The organism is Actinomycetota bacterium (genome assembly GCA_028698215.1).
GTDB lineage: Bacteria > Actinomycetota > Humimicrobiia > Humimicrobiales > Humimicrobiaceae > Halolacustris.
In genome coordinates, this window is the sequence record JAQVDY010000002.1 from 96,011 (window position 1) to 113,000 (window position 16,990).

A 16,990-nucleotide genomic window follows, 5' to 3' on the forward strand; every position below is an offset into this window, starting at 1 on the left:
GAGGTTTGTTATGAGAATTAATATAAAGATATTAACCTTAATGATGGCAGTAATAGTATTATTGTCTCTTATTGGTACTGGCTGTGGAGCTTCTTCTGCCATACAAGAGGAAATGTTTCCTGCCGATACCCCTGCGGCTGAAGCCCCTGCCTATAATGAGTCGGTGGAAAAAGAAATGGATTATGCCTCTGCCGAATCAGCAGCTACCGAAGAGATGGCTGAAGCGGGAGCAGCAGATTACATTAATACGCCACCCATGGAAAGAAAAATCATAAAGAGTTCCTATATAGAGCTGGGAATAGAAACAGGGCAATTTCAGGATACATTGTTTGAAATAACCCGGCTGGCAGAGCAGCATGGTGGTTTCGTCAGCAATTCAGAAAGCTATTCCAATGCAGAAGGAATGCTTACCAGTGGAAGGGCAACCATCAGGGTTCCGTCAGATAGGTTTGACCAGGTTCTGGATATTATAAAGGCTATGGGTACTGTTAATAATATAAGTATGTCCGGCCAGGATGTAACTGAAGAATATGTAGATCTGGAAAGCAGGTTAAGAAACCTGAAAGTTCAGGAAGAGGTACTCCTGGACCTAATGGAGCAGTCTAAGTCAGTGGAAGACAGCATACAGGTACAAAGGGAGCTCAGTAATGTTCAGGGAGAAATTGAGGTTCTGCAGGGAAGACTTAATTATTTAGACAACCTGGTTTCTTTCTCTACCATAGAGGTTTATCTTACTGAACCTACCACCGTCAGAGAGTCTTCTTCCTGGGGTTTCTTTGATGCCCTTAAAAGAGGGGCCAGGGGTGCAGTAAGGGTGTTTAACGGCCTTATATCAGGTATTATAATAATGAGCCCGATTGTGGTGTTTTTAGCTATAATAGGGGTAATTATTTGGGCTATAGTTAGATCAGTAAAAAGAAGAAGACAGCGGAAGAAGGAGTGATTTTAACCATGAGAAGCCAGAGAATTGTTGCCAATTTATTATTGACTTTTGGATTAGGCGTAGTAGTAGGAATACTTTTCGCCCCCAAGTCCGGTGAACAAACCCGGAAGATATTGGCAGGAAAAATTGAACAGTACTGCGGGTCAACCTGCACCTCTATAGTGGATCAAATGGCTATGTTTAGGGGCAGGATGGGTGAATACCTGAGTGATTTAAAGGAAAAGGCAGAGGATATAAAATAACCAGGCCTATTCATATCTTAATGCGTCTATAGGGTTGAGCCCGGCTGCTCTCATGGCAGGGTATATGCCGAAGAACAGTCCCACTACCATGGAAAAGCTTATGGCTAGTATGATGGGGTAGGCAGTTATTGAAGTAGTTAGTACTGTAAACCGGTTAAGTAATGCTGATACCATTACTGCAAATGCTATACCTACTATTCCTCCGCTTACACTCAGTACTACGCTTTCTATTAGAAACTGTATAAGCACGTCCCGGTTTTTAGCCCCTACTGCTTTTCTTATGCCAATCTCCCTGGTTCTTTCGGTTACTGAAACCAGCATTATGTTCATGATGCCAATGCCTCCCACCAACAGTGAAATGGCAGCTATCCCGGCAATAGTAATGGTGAAAATATTGGTAATGGTACCTACTATATCCAAAATCTGGGTTTGGCTCTGAACGGTGAAGTCATTTTCTTGATCAGGCATGAGGTTATGTGATCTTCTAAGAATGGTTTTAATCTCTGCCGTAGCTTGGTCCATAACGGTTTCACTTTTGCTCTGGGCTAAAATCAGGTTTATATAATCAAGGCCGTAAAGTTTATTCTGGGCAGTGGTTATGGGAACTGATATTACATTATCCTGGTCCTGCCCAAATTGATTGGAACCCATCTCTTTAATAGTCCCCACTACTGTAAAATTTTTCTGGTCAACCTTAATTACTTCCCCTATGGGGTCTCTTTTCCCAAATAATTCCCTGATTATGGTCTGGCCGATTACTGCGGTATTGCCGGAATTAGCCACATCACTGGTGGTATAAAAACGGCCTTCCTCCATTTCAAAATTATAGATATCCAAAGCTTTTTCTGAAGAAGCATAAATACTGGCGCTCAAGCTTTTACCCATATAGCTTACCACTGATGAATTCAATATAACGGGAATAGCCCCTTCCACGTATTCCGAATGAAGCTCTATAGCTTCTGCATCTTTAACTTTTAACTGGTTTTGGGCTACCGTTCCCAGCATCTGTTCAAAACCTCCGTCCCGGTCCTGGGAGCCGGGGGTAATTATTATAAGGTTGGAACCTATGTCCTGAATGTTCTGAAGTACCATCTGCTGGGCTCCGGTACCGATAGAGAGCATGGCTACAACTGCGCCTACTCCAATAATTATTCCCAGCATGGTTAAAAAAGACCTTAATTTATTCAAGGCCAGGGCTTGAAAAGCAATCTTGATATTTTCAAAAATTCTCTGCATCAGTTATTTTACCTCATCTTCAAGCTTGGGCATTTCTTTTAGCCTTTGGTCTGCATCGATAGGTTTTTCTACCTGTTCATGTTTATATATTCTGCCATCCCTTAAATAAATAATCTTTTGTGTATGCCTGGCTATATCCATCTCATGGGTGACCAGCAATATGGTTTTGCCCTTATGGTTTAATTTTTGGAATATGGATATTATCTCCTCCCCTGTAACTGAATCAAGGTTACCGGTAGGTTCATCAGCCAGTATGACAGCAGGATTATTGATAAGGGCCCTAGCAATAGCCACCCTTTGCTTCTGGCCTCCCGATAGTTCATTGGGCCTGTGCTTAACCCAGGGGGTTAATCCCACCGATTCTATGGCTTCCATTATTCTCTGGTGCCGGTCTTTAGTATTCTTGGAATATACCAGGGGCAGCTCTACATTCCGGTATACATTGGAGCGGGATAGAAGGTTAAAGGTTTGGAATACAAAGCCAATCTTGCTATTGCGTATTTCTGCCAGTTGACTGTCATTTAATTTGCTTACATCCGTCTGGTCCAGAAAATATTTACCAGATGTAGGAATATCCAGGCACCCCAATATATTCATAAGTGTTGACTTTCCGCTGCCGGAAGGACCCATTACGGTAACAAATTCGCCTTCATTGATAGCCAAGTCTACCCCCCTTAGGGCTTTCACCTTAATTTTGCCTATGCTGTATGTTTTATGTATATCTTCAATGCTTATGATATTAGTCATTTTCAATCCTGGAGGTAACTATTATATCTCCTTCCTTTAATCCTGCCTTGATTTCTATATATTCGTAATCAAATATGCCTGTTTCTATCTCTGCTCTCTCTACCTGCTCATCTTTTTGAAGATCTACATACTGTTTGCCATCGATATCATATACTGCGCTTACCGGAGCTATTAAAACATCATCAGCTTGCTGGGTTATAATGGTAAGATTAGCAGAAAGCCCGAATAAAAGGTCCTGGGTTTGGTCAGGAGTAACTTCAATGGCAAATGAAACCAGCCCCCCCATATTTTCTGACAGGGGAGAAATATTGGTAATTTTGCCGGTGTATTGCTGGCCGTAAAAAGCATCCAGGGTAAAAGTGACTTGCTGGCCCAGTTCCAACTTGGATATATCGGTCTCGTCTATACTGGATTTTATGATAAAGTTGTGGTCAATGATGGATATGACGCTCATACCAGGGGAAGCCAGTTCGCCTTCGGAGAAGGGGGCAGAAACTACTATTCCGTCAAAAGGGGCTATGACTTTGTTCTGGTCTAAATCCAACTCCACCATTTCTATATTTATTTTAGCCAGCTCCAACTGCTGCTCAGCTTGCAGTATGGACTGTTGGGCCATTAGTATCTGTTTCTGGGTATTTTGGGTCTCGCCCAGGGTAGACCAGTATGTAATGCTCTGATTGATTTGTGCCTGCTCATAAGCTCCCTGTGCGCTGTGGGTTTGGGAGCTGGACTGGGTTTTTGCCTGTTCATAGCTTTCCTGGGCAGCTTCTGCCTGCAGCTGTGCTGATTGGCTCTGGGCCAGGGCACTTTCCAGATTGGACTGTGCTGCATTTAGGTTAGCTTCATATTGAGCAATCTGGGTATCACCAAAAAGGGGATCCTCCTCTGCTTCTTTTAAAATATTGGCTGCATCAGATGCGGCCTGCTGTGCTGCCTCTACAGTAACCTGGGCAATGTTTACAGCCTGCTGGGCGCTATCCACTGCAGACCGGGCATAAGAGTTGGATTTATCTGCTAATTTCCGGCTGTCCTGCAAAGCAATCAGGGCATTAGCAGCGCTTTGCTGGGCTAGTTCCTGGTTTTCCTGGGCTAGCTGTACTGCAATATGGTTATTATCCAATGCCTGCTGCAAACTTATTTTTGCTTGGGACAGCGAGCTTTCAGAAATGGAGAGATTGGCCTCAGCCTGGGCCAGAGTCAGGTGGGTCAAGGTGTTGTCTACTTCAAACAGCACATCATCTTTTGAAAAAACATGGCCTTTTTCCGCCGCTTGCAGCACCTCTCCTGCCGACTGTAGGGAATAATTTTTAATCTGGCTGGATTCTATATAACCGGTAGAAGTAACCATTTGCCTGATGCTGCCTTTGGTTACGGTAAAAGTGTCCAGTTGGTTGGTTGTTTCCTGGCTGCAGGAGCTCAAGGCTAGAACCAGTAGAGTGGTTAATGCCATAAAAAGGTGTAAATATTTCTTCTTATTTTTCATATTTTTTTTCCCTGCCTTCTTCAGTAGAAAATAGGTCTATGTAGAGTTTATTAAAAATTTCAATTGATTGTTTTAATTGTGGCTCAAATAATGGTTTTAACAGCCGGTATTCTTTTTTGCCCCTGGCGGTTAAACTATATATTTTCCGGGCCCTCTTCTGTCCGGTATCCCAGTATCCAATTACCAATTTTTCTTCCTCCAGCTCCTTTAATAGAGGGTATATGGTGCCTGGTTTGGGACTCCAAGCCATACTGGTCTTGCTTTTGATATGATTTATTATTTCATTTCCATACATGTCCTTTTGAAAAAGAAAGTGAATGGCCAAAAGGGGTAGCAGCCCGCCCCTGGCCATAACCATATTGACTAGTGGGTTAATATGGCGGCTGCCGGTCCAAAGATGAAAACTTCTTTTGCCAAATATCCAGTGTTTTTTTAAATCCGGCAGGGCTCCCTTCCGGCCTTTGGTATCCATTAAGCCGTAATTAGTCTGGCTATCTGCCCCTGATTTCGTTTTATTCTTCATAGGGAAGTTTTTATTATAATATATATCGAATTCAATATAATTTTATATATTATAAGAACTGGTTTACAAATTACAAGTACAAAATATTCAATAGGTTTTGTAATATGATATAATGCTTTACAATGTAAGCAAGACTCAGCCATTAGTTTATTTTTTTAACATAAGGAGCAGCATAATGAGCGATTGGACTACTATTATTGATGTTTACGCCAGAGAAATTCTGGACTCCAGGGGCAACCCTACAGTGGAAGTGGAAACGGTTCTGGAATGCGGTGCAGTGGGTAGGGCTGCCGTACCTTCAGGAGCTTCCACCGGACAGTTTGAAGCAGTAGAGTTAAGAGACGGGGATAAAGCCCGTTATATGGGCCTGGGTGTCCAAAAGGCAGTGGATAATGTTAATAATATTATTGCCCCTGAGCTGGAAAATATGGATGCCATTTTTCAGAGAGAGATAGATCAGCTTTTAATTGATATGGATGGTACCCCCAATAAAGGCAAGTTAGGTGCCAATGCTACCCTGGGAGTATCCATGGCCGTAGCCAAGGCAGCAGCCATTGCCCTGGATATACCCCTTTACAAATACATAGGAGGGGTTAATGCCCATGTTCTTCCTTCCCCTATGATGAACATTTTAAATGGGGGAAAACACGCTGATAACAGTGTAGATTTACAGGAATTTATGATAATGCCCCTGGGGGCTAGTTCCTTCAGGGAGGCATTAAGGATGGGAGCAGAGGTGTTTCATTCCTTAAAAGCAGTATTAAAGAGTAAAGGCTTAAGCACATCCGTAGGTGATGAGGGCGGTTTCGCTCCTAACCTGGATACCAATGAAGATGCTATAAAATACATAATAGATGCTATTGAAAAAGCGGGATATGCTCCGGGAAAAGATGTATTTATCGCCCTGGATCCTGCTGCTACTGAATTTTACCAAGATGGCAAATATAACTTGAGCGGAGAGGGAAAAGTGCTAACCCCGGACCAGATGGTAGATTATTACCAGAATTTAGTGGAAAAATATCCCATAATTTCCATAGAAGACGGGATGGCTGAAGAGGATTGGGACGGTTGGAAGGCCTTAACTGAGCGTATAGGCCAGAAAATACAGATCGTAGGTGATGATTTGTTTGTAACCAATACTTCCAGGCTAAAGAAAGGCATAGAGCTTAAAGTCACTAATTCCATATTAATAAAGGTAAACCAGATAGGTACATTAACTGAAACCCTGGAGGCCATAGAAATGGCCAAAACTGCCGGATATACGGCAGTGGTATCCCATAGGTCCGGAGAGACAGAAGACACCACCATAGCTGATTTAGTGGTGGGGATAAATGCAGGACAGATAAAAACTGGAGCTCCTTCCAGGACAGACAGGGTATGCAAATACAATCAGCTGTTAAGGATTGAAGAAGAACTGGGTGATGAGTCCAGGTATCTAGGCTTAAGTTCTTTCTATAATATTCAGAGATAAAAGGTTATGGCCAGGCTTGCCTGGCCATAATGCACTAAAAATTTTCTGTTTGAAACAAAAACTATGTTTATATATCATTTAACCTAAGAGCAACTACCATTATTCTTATGGATTATAAAAATGTGCATCTAACTATTAAAGATATTGCAAAGATGGCCGGTGTATCCACAGCTACTGTATCCAATGCATTATCAGGACAAAGGCATGTAAAGCCTGAAACCAAAAAAAAGATATTCGAGATTGCTGAAAAATACAACTATAGCCCCAATATAATGGCCAGAGGCCTTAGCAAAAGGAAAACAGGCATAATAGGCATAGTATTACCCGATATAAACAACCCCTTTTATTCCGAAGTGGTTCAGGGCATTGACGAAGAGGCCAAAAAAAGAGGTTACCTGGCAGTGGTGGTCAGCACCTATTATGATGATGAAGTGGAAATAAACCAGCTTAAAAAACTGGGTTCAATGTTTGTGGATGGTTATATTTTCGTGGGGGGTTCTTGCGGGTTTGAAAGGGTTCTGTCTGCTGCCTGGGACTTGAAGAACTTTGTTCTGGTAAACAGGTACTGTGGGGATACAAAGTATTCGGCTGTAGTGGTTAACAGCACACAAGCGGTCAAGGAAGCAGTAAATTATTTGGTGGACAGGGGGCATAGGTCTATTGCCTACCTGGGTTGGAGTGCCCCGAAAATAATAATACCGGAAAGCAAATACAGCGGTTATGTGGAAGGTTTGCAGGAAAATGGTTTGGCTGAAGCTCCATCCTATATCTTTTTGGCTAACCGGATAGTCATAAATCAATATAGTTATGCCCATGATATTCTGGACAAATATATCAAAAAGAGGGAAAAACCAGCTTTTACTGCCCTTATATGCCAAACCGACATTATGGCTTTGGGAGCTATGAAAGCAGTACAGGAAAATGAGCTGGTAGTGCCTGATGACATATCCATTATAGGATATGGCAATGTAAGCGCGGCCAGGTTTTCCAACCCCGCCATGTCTACCATAAGCCTGCCTAAAAAGCGAATGGGAAAAGCAGGGGCCAATATATTGTTTAATTCCATAGAGAAAGATAATGGCAAAAGGGAAGTTATTTACCTGAAAGCCCAGTTAATTGAAAGAGAATCAGTAAGCACCCTTCACTGAATATGCCAGAATTACCAGAAGTAGAATCCTATAAGAACTATTTTCTAAACTCTTGCTTACAGAAGCGGGTAAAAAGTGTTGAGGTTTTAGACAGCCATATGCTAAAGAACATAAAGGCAGAAGAGCTGGAGGCTGCTTTTAATGGTTACAAATTTACTTCGGTTTTCAGGCACGGAAAGTATCTTATGGCAGAAAACGAGCTGGGAAATCTCCTGGTGCTGCATTTCGGCATGACCGGAAGCTTAAAATTGGTACAGAACCCGATAATTTGTCCCTACAGCAGTCTGGTCATTCATTTTGATAAAGATACCCTCTGCATTATTTCCAAGAGAAAGCTGGGCAAAATAATGCTTACCGCTGACAGGTTAAGATTTATTGGTAACAGGGGATTGGGGCCGGATGCTGCCCGAGTCACCTCACAGGAGTTTATGGATTTATTTTCCACCAGGAAGGCCAAAATCAAAACTGCCCTGCTTAACCAGGCCATAATAGCAGGCGTAGGGAATATTTATGCTGATGAGATATGTTTTCAAGCAGGCATTAGGCCTTATCATGGCTTATCTTTGCTTAGCCTGCCGGACCTTAATAATCTTTACCGTTGCCTGCAGCAAGTAATTAGCCTGGCCATCAAGGTAGATGCAGATTACAGTCAGATGCCGGCTAACTGGCTTCTACACCATCGGCATAAAGGAGACTGCTGTCCTAAATGCGGAGGAGCTTTAGAATATTTCCACCTGTCCGGCAGGGGCACTTATTATTGTCCTCAATGCCAATATTGAAATATTGAATTAGAAAAAAAATGAGTTTTACCTTATTATTAAATACCAATGATTAGCAGAAAGGTATTTTATGAACAGGGATTTTGCCTACGGGCTGCTATTGCAATATGTTTCCAATAAGAACCTGATTAAGCATTGCCTGGCGGTAGAGGCCATTATGGGCCAGGTAGCCCATAGCTTAAACCTTCAAGGTGCAGATTATGATAAGTCAGAGTGGATGATTGCCGGTCTGGTACATGACATAGACTATGACCTTACTGCCCATAGTCCCCAGCAGCACTCGCTTAAAGGGGCGCAAATACTTTTAGATGAGGGTTTCAGCCAGGATATAGTATATGCGGTAGAAGCCCATAACCAGATGCATGGCAAGCCCTTAAATACGGATATGGATATAGCGCTCTATGCGTCCGATCCGCTGTCGGGCCTTATTGTGGCTTCCGCTTTGATAAGTCCTGAAAAGAAATTGAAATCCATAGACAGCCAGTTTGTATTAAACCGGTTTGGTGAAAAATCTTTTGCTAAAGGGGCTAACCGTTCACAAATTAGGGAATGTTTCCAGCTGGGTTTTACGCTGGAGCAATTCATAGAAATAGGCCTGGCAGCAATGCAGGATATAGATAAAACATTGGGGCTATAATATGAAAAGAAAAATAAATCTAATATTAATATTGCTAATGGCAATGGCTGTGCTGTTTTTAACCTTGGCCGGATGCCAAGATACTCCAGATAGCCAGGAAGTAAATAAAGAAGAGGCTGCAAACGAAGAGTTAGTATCAGAACCGGGGCTTCCTGCTGATACAAGTAATACTTTGCCCCAGCCCGAAGAACAAAAAGAGGATGATTTATCCCAGTCGCAGGAGCCAAGTCAAAATCAATCCTTGCCACAGGAAAATAATGAAAATGTTGAAGAATTGTGGGCCGCTCCTCAGTTAGAGCTGGAAATTATAATGGGACCAGAATATGCTTCTGGGGGGATGCTTTGTTACTACCGGGTAGAAGCCAAGGCCGAAGGCAATCCTGTGCCGGAAATACAATGGAGCAAGGATGATAGCCAGGGAGCCTGGGGGGAAAATATTTCCCAGGTAAACCTTATCCAGGGCCAGACTTATGATTTGCAGGTGACTGCTGCCAATTCTCAGGGCACAGCCACTGAAACCATAACTCTAGAATTTGTACCTATGGAAACGACAGCTGAAGCTCCCCAGCAGGTGGAGGATATTGATTACAGCAATAGCGAGCTATTTACTATTGAAATATCTTTGGACCGCCAGCAAGTAGATGTTTATTATAAAAACCAGCTTATAAGGTCTATGATCTGTTCTGGAGGAACCCCGGAAGACCCTACTCCTACCGGGACATACTGGACCAATGAAAAAATATATTATTCCTGGCTTCCTAAATATGATGTGGGCGCCTATTATTTTGTAAGGTTTTATGGCGCTTATCTTTTCCACAGCCTGCCTTTTGATGAGGACGGCAACCTGATAGAAGAGGAGGCGGCAAAACTGGGAACGCCTGCCAGCCATGGGTGCATAAGGTTAAAGGTGGAAGATGCCAGGTGGCTTTATGAGTCCCTGCCCCTGGGGGTTAAGGTAAATATACACTGATTATAGGCTAAAGGTAGCCAAAACAGGCCTATGGCTAGTTTAATAATATTAGCTAAATTCTAACTTAAAAAGTTTATAAGGGCTGCCGGTAAATTACAGAATTATAATTAATATAGCTGGCAAGAATCCCCTTGCCAAGGGAGCAATATGTACACTATAGAAGAGATAAAGGAAAGAATTGAACCACTAAAGCCAAAGTATTTTACTCAAGCCCAGCAGAAATTAGATCTTTTAACCAAACCCAAAGGAAGCTTGGGCAGGCTGGAAGAAATAGCTAAACAAATTGTAGCAATAACCAGAAACATAAGCCCTAGCCTTAACCATAAATGTATAGTGACCATGGCTGCTGACCATGGGGTGGTTAAAGAAAAGGTAAGTGCTTATCCCCCACAGGTAACCACTCAGATGGTTTATAATTTTTTGTCAGGTGGCGCGGCTATTAATGTGCTGTCCCAGCATATTGGAGCCAAGGTATATGTGGTAGATATGGGGGTTGATCACGATTTTAAACCACATCCCCAGCTTTATTTAAAAAAAATTGCCTACGGTACTGCCAATATAGCTGAAGGCCCCGCTATGAGCCGTGCCGAGGCCCTGCAGGCAGTTAATATAGGGATAGAGGTAGTAGAAGACTTGGTAAGAGGAGGCTGCAGTATTATCGGTACGGGAGAGATGGGTATAGGCAATACCACCCCCAGCAGTGCAATTGCTGCGGTGATGTGCGGTGAAGATATTGAACAGGTTACCGGTAAAGGCACCGGTATAAGCGAGCAAGATATTAAGAATAAAGTTGAAGTTATTCAAAGGTCAATCAATGTAAATAGGCCCAATTCTTCTGATGGCCTGGATGTTTTAGCTAAAATAGGGGGATTTGAAATAGGGGGCATAGCTGGCCTTATACTGGGGGCAGCTATGACTAGAATTCCAGTAGTTGTAGACGGTTTTATTTCCACTGCAGCAGCTATTATTGCCCAATCCATTGCTCCCCAATGCCAGCCTTACATGCTGGCCTCCCACCGCTCAGCAGAGATAGGCCATATAATAATGATGCAAAAGCTTGGTTTGAAACCTATGTTTGATTTTGACATGAGGCTGGGGGAGGGAACAGGGGCAGCTATGGGAATAAGCATAGCGGATGCATCGATAAAAATACTAAACCAGATGGCTACCTTTGGTGATGCCGGGGTGTCTAAAAAATTATAGTTTTGCTGGAAGGTTTGCTATATTTTACTGCAGCCTGTATAGCATAATTTTATAGGTTTAATGATTATAATTAAAGAAGGGAAAGTTGGTTGCATACTGATAAAGTTACAGTAATCGGGGCTGGATATATGGGGAGTGCTATTACTTTTCCCTTAATTGATGCTGGTTTTGAAGTAAATTTATGGGGCACCTGGCTGGATGATGAAATAATCCATTTTTGCCGGAAAGGCCTGCACCCTAAATTAAAGAAGCCCTTACCTGAAGCGGTAAAGCTGTGGGCCCACCAGGAGCTTCAATCAGCTATAGAAGGTTCAAAGTTTATCTTCTTGGCAGTAACCAGCCATGGATTTATGCCTGTATTTTTAAAAATACTAGGTTGTGCCGTCCCAAGAGATGCTTGCTTTTTATGCCTTACCAAAGGACTGATCGAGCAGGAAAACAGGGTGGAAAGGATCAGTGCTGCTGCTGCCAGCATATACCGGCAAAAAACTAAAAAAAATATTGCCTGGGCTTCCATAGGCGGCCCGGTAAAAGCAGTAGAGCTAGCTTATTTTACTCCCACTCTAAGTGTATATGCTACCAGGGACAGCAGCCTGGCTGCTGTATTAGAGAGATTTAAGGCAGGTTACTACAGGTTAAATATTACTTCTGATGTATGCGGAGTGGAAATTTGTTCAGCCTTTAAAAATATATATGCCATGGGGCTGGGAATCTGTGATGGTCTTTATTCAGTTTCAAAGCCTGGCTCTTATCATAATTTTAGTTCAATCCTATTTAGCCAGGCTGTAAGGGAAATGAACCTGATTACAGAAGCAGTAGGGGGAAAGAGCCTTACGGCCTACGGTCCGGCAGGAGTGGGGGATCTTTATGTGACTTCCCAGTCAGGAAGAAATAGGAGGTTTGGGGAGCTAATAGGCAAAGGCCTTAAGGCCCAATCAGCATATGAAGATATGCTACAACAAGGAGAAGTGGCTGAAGGCTATCACGCCCTTAAGCTAGGCCATAGGTATGTACTTGATTTGGGCCTAATAGAAAGGCTGCCCTTGCTGGAAAGCCTTTATGAGATTGCTTATAAATCTAAAGATCCTGAAAAAGTATTGGTTAACTGGGTAGAAAGCTGTTAGTTATTCCACCCTGCTTTCCCTCAGTTTAAATAGTTCAGGCATATATTGGCTAATCATATGCTCCATTTCAGCGTCACCTATAACTGTGGTTCTGTTTTCCACATCATATTCATTATCTACCCACTCTTTTATTTTTTGCAGGCGCGGATCCTTTTTATCTATTCTGCGGTCTCCCTTGAGTGCAAAGTAATTGTTCAGCCAGGCAGTAATACCAGCCAATCCAGAATGGGCGTTTATAACTACAGTGGGAGGCTTGCCCAGGATTTTTTCAGTATCAAATATATTATAAATCTCCTCGTCTTTTAAGAGCCCGTCTGCATGGATTCCAGCCCGGGTAGAGTTGAAGGCCCTTCCCACGAATGGAGTTCTGGGAGGAATCTCGTAGTTTAATTCATTTTCAAAGAATTCGGCAATATCAGTAATCTTTCTTAAATCCATGCCAAAATCCTGTCCTTTTAGCTGGGCAAACTCAATAATCATGGCTTCCAGGGGAGTATTGCCAGTCCTTTCACCTATACCCAGCAAGGAGGTATTTACGGAAGCTGCTCCATATAGCCAGGCAGTAACCGAGTTATCCACTGCTTTATAAAAGTCATTATGGCCATGCCACTCCAGCCATTCGGAGGGGACTTCCCCATAATTTACCAGCCCGTAGATTATTTGCTGCACGCTTCTGGGCAGGGCTACTCCCTGGATGGTAACTCCCAGGCCCAGGGTGTCACAAGCCCTTATCTTAACCGGAGTATTAGCCTGCCGGGACAGTTCCATAAGTTTATTTACAAAGGGAAGTACAAATCCATAGAAATCTGCCCTGGTTATATCTTCCAGGTGGCATCTAGGAATTACCCCTGCCTCCAGGGCATCATTAACTACTCCCAGATATGTTTTAATGGCCTCAGAACGGTTCATATTAAGCTTTTTGAATATATGGTAGTCAGAGCAGGACACCAGTATCCCCGTTTCTTTTATACCCAGGCTTTTTACAATTTCAAAGTCCTGTTTTTTGGCTCTGATCCAGGAGGAAATCTGGGGATATTTATAGCCTTTTTCCATGCATTTGGTTACTGCTTCCTTGTCTTTATTAGAATATACAAAGAATTCAGATTGCCTTATTACCCCTGCTCCATTATCCAGCTGGTGCAGCAGGTCAAATATCTGGCATATCTGTTCTACTGTATAGGGAGATCTGGCCTGCTGGCCGTCCCTGAAAGTGGTATCAGTTATATACAGCTTTTCTGGAATATTCATAGGTACCGAACGGTGGTTGAACACAATCTTGGGTATATCGGTATAAGGGTAAAAATTCCTAAACAGGTTTGGCTTTTCTACATCCCTGAAGCTGTATTCGATTTCCAGCATTTTGCTTTTTTTATTATATTTCACATTACTGCCCATACACTCTCCTTTATCTGTAGTTTACTTAGCAAAAGTAATAATATTTTAACAAAGAATAAATTATAACCATAGGAATAAAAAATAAGCGTGGTATTTACATATTAGTATATTAATATATAATAAATAACAAATAATTTAATTTAGGAGGTAACCTGTGAAAGGCATATTGGCTACCCTTAGGATATTAATTGGGTTTGAATTCTTATGGGCATTCATGGATAAACTATTGGGGTTGGGCTTTGCTACTGAACCACAGGCAGCCTGGATAGCAGGAGGTTCTCCCACTGAAGGTTTTTTAAAATTTGCTTCCAGGGGGCCCCTGGCCGGATTATACCAGGCTATCGGGGGCAGTGCAGTGGTTGACTGGTTGTTTATGTTAGGCTTGCTGTTTGTAGGCCTAACCTTGATATTAGGGGTATTGGTAAAGATAAGTACCACGGTAGGGGCAGTAATGATGGTACTGTTGTGGTCGGCGGTGCTCCCCCCTAATAATAACCCCTTAATTGATGCCCATATCATAAACGTATTCTTGCTTATCCTGCTTAATATCAGCGGTGCGGGCAGGTATTTTGGACTGGGAAAATGGTGGTCTAAAACCGGAATGGTAAAAAGGGTATCTGTGTTGGAGTAGTTCTAATTTAATCTAATTTTTAATATAGTATGATGCGCCTGTTCTTAAAAATAGGAGAACAGGCTAACTATACTATGGGGCAGTAGCATAGGTTTGCAGCAAGTTAATGGTAGCTGGGCATTATAGAGAAAAAAGTGCTACACAATATTGAAAACGTAGCACTTTAGTTATATAATGTTAACCCTATAGGGAGGGTTAACATGAATTACCGGGAACATATAAATAAGCTTATAAGACAGAAAGACCTAGAGCAGCTCCTTTATAAATCTGCTGAATTCCACGGACATATCTGCAGTTTTTCTGCCTATGGGGTAAAAGCTGCCTGCTATGCTATGAACCAGCTTAATTTAGAGCATGAAGGCATGGAAGAAGTACTGGCCATAGTGGAGACCAATAACTGTTTTAGTGATGGGGTACAGCTGGTAACTGGATGCACTTTTGGCAATAATGCCCTAATTTTTTATGATTTGGGCAAAACGGCAGTAACCGTAGCCAGCAGGGCCAATAAACAATGGATCAGGCTGGTATTGAAGGCTAGCTTTTGGAAATCCAGGGCAGAAATTTATCCCAGGCTTTTTGAACTGTATGAAAATATAGTAACCAAAAGGAAAAATGTTGGACCGCAGGTTAAAAAGGAGTTTAGGCAGCTGGGGCAAAACATGGCCTCTAGTGAGCTAAAGGTACCAGAACCAGAGATGTTTGTTATTACCAAAGGCAAGGCAGAGCCTCCGCGGTTTGCCCCTATCCATAAATCAGTTATCTGCAGCCAATGCGGTGAGTCAGTGATGGAAACCAGGGCTAGGTTAAAAGAAGGCCAGCCTTATTGCCTTGCTTGTGCTGCAGATAGGTTTTTCTATATGGATGGTTATGGAATTGGATGCAGGGAGCAGGTGTGAGAAGGATAATCATACCTGCCCTAATGATTGCGGTGATACTGGTTTTCTGCGGTTGTTCTGATGGAGCCAAACCAAACCAGGATATATTAAAAATAGGGGACGAAACTGGTGATTGGGGCTTTCCTTCCCCCTACGGAATGTATGCCCGGGGCCCCGGCTATATAAGAATGAGCTTATTGTTTGATACCCTGATATGGAAAGATAGCCAGGGCCAATTTGTAGGCATGCTGGCTGAAAGCTGGAATTATGACCAGCAAAATAATTCCTTTACTTTTCATTTAAGGCCAAAAATCAGCTGGCATGACGGGGAGCCTTTTACAGCAGATGATGTACTTTTTACCTTTAACTATATGCAGCAGCATCCTTGGGTATGGGTGGATTTTAGTTTTATAGAATCTGTGGAAAAGCTGGATGATCTTTCGTTTACTATAAGCCTTTCTAAACCTTATGCCCCCTTCCTGGCCAATATTGCTGGGACTTTGCCTATTTTACCCCAGCATATCTGGCAAGATGTCCAGGAACCGTTAACATACCGCCAGGATGATGCCCTGGTGGGCACCGGCCCTTACCGGCTGGCTGATTACAACCCCAGCGAAGGCTCTTATCTTTATGAGGCTAACCAGAACTATTACGGGGGAAAAGTTTCGCCTTCCAGTATTGCTTTTATAAAGGTATCCCAAGAGACCACCGGTCCCATGCTGGAAAGCGGGGCCATTGATGCCGGGTCCATACCGGCCGATATTGCCCTAAATATGGAGCAGAAGGGCTTTAAATTGGAACAGGAACCGCCCGTCTGGGCAGTCAAGCTTATTATAAACCACCAGACTAATATACTGCTGGCAGGGCAGTCTTTACGGCAGGCTTTGGCCTACGGCATTAATTTAGATCAGTTGGTAGAAATTTCTCAAAGGGGACAAGCTGAAAAAGGCAGTCCGGGACTTATACCTCCTGCCAATACTGATTGGCATAATCCTCAAACATTTGAGTATGAGTTTAATCCTTCCCTGGCAGAGTCAATGATAGAAGAGCTGGGATATGGCAAAGGCCAGGATGGTTATTATGATAAGGAAGGCCAGCAGCTGGAGCTGGAGCTGGCAGTAAGTCAGGGAAACCTGGAAAGGGATGCCCAGATTATAAAAAGTAATTTAGAGGATATAGGAATAAAAATTGACCTGGTTAGCTATGAGGCCAAAACGTTGGACAGTAAAATTGAAACCTGGGATTTTGACTTGGCCCTAAGTGGCCATGGCGGCCTGGGAGGAGACCCAGAGTCACTGAACAGGGTTGTAATCGGTAAAGATTTTAACAGCGTAAGATACTTTAAGGACCAGCAGCTGGTAGACTTGTTAAATATGCAGATACAGGAAATGGATCAAGACAAAAGAAAAGAAATAATAGATGATATCCAAGAAATCTATGCCCGGCAGCTGCCCTCAATAACTCTTTACTATCCTCAGTGGTACTGGGCCCATAATGGCAAAGCAGATATTTTCTTTACTCCTGGAGGGTTGGCTACAGGAATACCGATACCAATAAATAAGATGGCATTTATAGGCGGTTGA

Annotated in this window: 17 protein-coding genes; 12 read left to right on the top strand and 5 right to left on the bottom strand. The window is 42.8% G+C overall.

Features of this window, described 5'->3' with window-relative positions; genetic code table 11:
- Positions 1 to 10 precede the first annotated feature (10 nt).
- Complete coding sequence (locus PHN32_01365) at positions 11 to 943, top strand: DUF4349 domain-containing protein (GenBank protein MDD3776245.1); 933 nt, start codon at positions 11 to 13, stop codon at positions 941 to 943.
- 8 nt (positions 944 to 951) lie between these two features.
- Positions 952 to 1,185: a YtxH domain-containing protein gene (locus PHN32_01370; protein MDD3776246.1), complete on the top strand. Its 234-nt coding sequence runs from the start codon at positions 952 to 954 to the stop codon at positions 1,183 to 1,185.
- Between the two features lie 6 nt (positions 1,186 to 1,191).
- On the opposite strand, the gene PHN32_01375 is transcribed toward PHN32_01370, so the two are convergent.
- Genes PHN32_01375 through PHN32_01390 form a run of 4 tightly spaced genes read right to left on the bottom strand, consistent with a single transcriptional unit; the run spans position 1,192 to position 5,174 of the window.
- The gene (locus tag PHN32_01375; protein MDD3776247.1) at positions 1,192 to 2,421 is read right to left on the bottom strand and encodes an ABC transporter permease; all 1,230 of its coding nucleotides are present in this window, start codon (positions 2,419 to 2,421) and stop codon (positions 1,192 to 1,194) included.
- A 3-nt stretch (positions 2,422 to 2,424) separates the two neighbouring features.
- Positions 2,425 to 3,168, bottom strand: coding sequence for an ABC transporter ATP-binding protein (locus PHN32_01380; GenBank protein ID MDD3776248.1), 744 nt, complete (start codon positions 3,166 to 3,168; stop codon positions 2,425 to 2,427).
- Positions 3,161 to 4,651: an efflux RND transporter periplasmic adaptor subunit gene (locus PHN32_01385; protein ID MDD3776249.1), complete on the bottom strand. Its 1,491-nt coding sequence runs from the start codon at positions 4,649 to 4,651 to the stop codon at positions 3,161 to 3,163. The genes PHN32_01380 and PHN32_01385 overlap by 8 nt, the downstream gene beginning before the upstream one ends.
- Positions 4,641 to 5,174 (bottom strand): PadR family transcriptional regulator, encoded by a 534-nt coding sequence (locus PHN32_01390; protein ID MDD3776250.1) that lies wholly within the window; start codon positions 5,172 to 5,174, stop codon positions 4,641 to 4,643. The genes PHN32_01385 and PHN32_01390 overlap by 11 nt, the downstream gene beginning before the upstream one ends.
- A 175-nt stretch (positions 5,175 to 5,349) precedes the next feature.
- Between PHN32_01390 and eno the strand changes: the two genes are divergently transcribed.
- From eno to PHN32_01425, 7 genes are all read left to right on the top strand, one after another.
- Entirely contained in the window at positions 5,350 to 6,645 is a 1,296-nt protein-coding gene (gene eno, locus PHN32_01395; protein MDD3776251.1) for a phosphopyruvate hydratase, read from the top strand.
- Between the two features lie 107 nt (positions 6,646 to 6,752).
- The gene (locus PHN32_01400; GenBank protein MDD3776252.1) at positions 6,753 to 7,793 is read left to right on the top strand and encodes a LacI family DNA-binding transcriptional regulator; all 1,041 of its coding nucleotides are present in this window, start codon (positions 6,753 to 6,755) and stop codon (positions 7,791 to 7,793) included.
- Between the two features lie 2 nt (positions 7,794 to 7,795).
- A complete protein-coding gene (locus PHN32_01405) occupies positions 7,796 to 8,572 on the top strand; it encodes a hypothetical protein (GenBank protein MDD3776253.1) in 777 nt (258 codons plus the stop codon).
- A gap of 70 nt (positions 8,573 to 8,642) precedes the next feature.
- On the top strand, positions 8,643 to 9,209 hold the full coding sequence (locus tag PHN32_01410; protein MDD3776254.1) for an HDIG domain-containing protein: 567 nt from the start codon (positions 8,643 to 8,645) through the stop codon (positions 9,207 to 9,209).
- Position 9,210: 1 nt separating this feature from the next.
- Positions 9,211 to 10,179: a L,D-transpeptidase family protein gene (locus tag PHN32_01415; protein MDD3776255.1), complete on the top strand. Its 969-nt coding sequence runs from the start codon at positions 9,211 to 9,213 to the stop codon at positions 10,177 to 10,179.
- A 147-nt stretch (positions 10,180 to 10,326) separates the two neighbouring features.
- Positions 10,327 to 11,382, top strand: coding sequence for a nicotinate-nucleotide--dimethylbenzimidazole phosphoribosyltransferase (gene cobT, locus PHN32_01420; protein ID MDD3776256.1), 1,056 nt, complete (start codon positions 10,327 to 10,329; stop codon positions 11,380 to 11,382).
- A gap of 89 nt (positions 11,383 to 11,471) precedes the next feature.
- Positions 11,472 to 12,506, top strand: coding sequence for a hypothetical protein (locus PHN32_01425; protein ID MDD3776257.1), 1,035 nt, complete (start codon positions 11,472 to 11,474; stop codon positions 12,504 to 12,506).
- Here PHN32_01425 and PHN32_01430 read toward each other — a convergent pair whose 3' ends face one another.
- Positions 12,507 to 13,901: a 2-isopropylmalate synthase gene (locus tag PHN32_01430; protein ID MDD3776258.1), complete on the bottom strand. Its 1,395-nt coding sequence runs from the start codon at positions 13,899 to 13,901 to the stop codon at positions 12,507 to 12,509.
- A gap of 154 nt (positions 13,902 to 14,055) precedes the next feature.
- Here PHN32_01430 and PHN32_01435 point away from each other — a divergent pair, with 154 nt between their 5' ends.
- The 3 genes from PHN32_01435 to PHN32_01445 all read left to right on the top strand — a co-directional run bounded on the left by PHN32_01435 (position 14,056) and on the right by PHN32_01445 (position 16,990).
- Entirely contained in the window at positions 14,056 to 14,532 is a 477-nt protein-coding gene (locus tag PHN32_01435) for a hypothetical protein (protein ID MDD3776259.1), read from the top strand.
- 200 nt (positions 14,533 to 14,732) lie between these two features.
- Positions 14,733 to 15,428 carry an FmdE family protein gene (locus PHN32_01440; GenBank protein MDD3776260.1) on the top strand — a complete coding sequence of 232 codons (696 nt, stop codon included), beginning with the start codon at positions 14,733 to 14,735 and terminating at the stop codon, positions 15,426 to 15,428.
- Positions 15,425 to 16,990: an ABC transporter substrate-binding protein gene (locus tag PHN32_01445; protein ID MDD3776261.1), complete on the top strand. Its 1,566-nt coding sequence runs from the start codon at positions 15,425 to 15,427 to the stop codon at positions 16,988 to 16,990. Before PHN32_01440 ends, PHN32_01445 begins: the two co-directional genes overlap by 4 nt.

Coding starts and splice junctions, on each gene's coding strand:
- PHN32_01365 (MDD3776245.1), top strand. CDS start 11: ATGAGAATTAATATAAAGATATTAACCTTAATGATGGCAGTAATAGTA.
- PHN32_01370 (MDD3776246.1), top strand. CDS start 952: ATGAGAAGCCAGAGAATTGTTGCCAATTTATTATTGACTTTTGGATTA.
- PHN32_01375 (MDD3776247.1), bottom strand. CDS start 2,421: ATGCAGAGAATTTTTGAAAATATCAAGATTGCTTTTCAAGCCCTGGCC.
- PHN32_01380 (MDD3776248.1), bottom strand. CDS start 3,168: ATGACTAATATCATAAGCATTGAAGATATACATAAAACATACAGCATA.
- PHN32_01385 (MDD3776249.1), bottom strand. CDS start 4,651: ATGAAAAATAAGAAGAAATATTTACACCTTTTTATGGCATTAACCACT.
- PHN32_01390 (MDD3776250.1), bottom strand. CDS start 5,174: ATGAAGAATAAAACGAAATCAGGGGCAGATAGCCAGACTAATTACGGC.
- eno (MDD3776251.1), top strand. CDS start 5,350: ATGAGCGATTGGACTACTATTATTGATGTTTACGCCAGAGAAATTCTG.
- PHN32_01400 (MDD3776252.1), top strand. CDS start 6,753: ATGGATTATAAAAATGTGCATCTAACTATTAAAGATATTGCAAAGATG.
- PHN32_01405 (MDD3776253.1), top strand. CDS start 7,796: ATGCCAGAATTACCAGAAGTAGAATCCTATAAGAACTATTTTCTAAAC.
- PHN32_01410 (MDD3776254.1), top strand. CDS start 8,643: ATGAACAGGGATTTTGCCTACGGGCTGCTATTGCAATATGTTTCCAAT.
- PHN32_01415 (MDD3776255.1), top strand. CDS start 9,211: ATGAAAAGAAAAATAAATCTAATATTAATATTGCTAATGGCAATGGCT.
- cobT (MDD3776256.1), top strand. CDS start 10,327: ATGTACACTATAGAAGAGATAAAGGAAAGAATTGAACCACTAAAGCCA.
- PHN32_01430 (MDD3776258.1), bottom strand. CDS start 13,901: ATGGGCAGTAATGTGAAATATAATAAAAAAAGCAAAATGCTGGAAATC.
- PHN32_01440 (MDD3776260.1), top strand. CDS start 14,733: ATGAATTACCGGGAACATATAAATAAGCTTATAAGACAGAAAGACCTA.